Below are 467 nucleotides of genomic sequence, written 5' to 3' on the forward strand. Positions count from 1 at the left end.
ACCAAGTCATTGGCCGCTTTTATCCTGATTACTTTAATACGTTGAATAATGTGTGGGGAAACCCTGCAGGGCAAGCTTTTGCTTACATGAATCAAGAGTTTGATAATGTCTCCGTTGACGTTGAGGCTTACAGTGCGTTGGGGAACGAAACTCAGAATTACGGAAGTTTTAACACTATTCAGCAAGCTTTTTTTGAGTTAGATGAAGGGCGTTTACTCAACGGTAATCGCTTGAATTTAACTTATCGAGGTAGTCGAGGGGCGATCAATAACAACGATATATCATGGCAGAAGCAGGCTGACTTTTCGCCTGATGGTCCTTTTAATTTTGATGGGGGGCCAATTCGAGATGTCTCTTTGAATATTTTTACAGCAACACTTTCAGATCCTGTGCAATTCAAAACACAACCAACCGATCCTTCAGGCATGACAACACAACGACTGCCTGATAGCCAACCCAATGTGGTT

Annotated in this window: 1 protein-coding gene; it reads left to right on the top strand. The window is 42.4% G+C overall.

Annotated features, from left to right (window positions below):
- Nucleotides 1–467, top strand: a 467-nt coding sequence (locus AB4496_RS13880; protein ID WP_372131170.1) for a DUF6701 domain-containing protein, incomplete at both ends; no start/stop codon positions are given.

The organism is Vibrio sp. 10N.222.46.A1 (assembly GCF_041473595.1).
Taxonomy (GTDB): domain Bacteria; phylum Pseudomonadota; class Gammaproteobacteria; order Enterobacterales; family Vibrionaceae; genus Vibrio; species Vibrio tasmaniensis_A.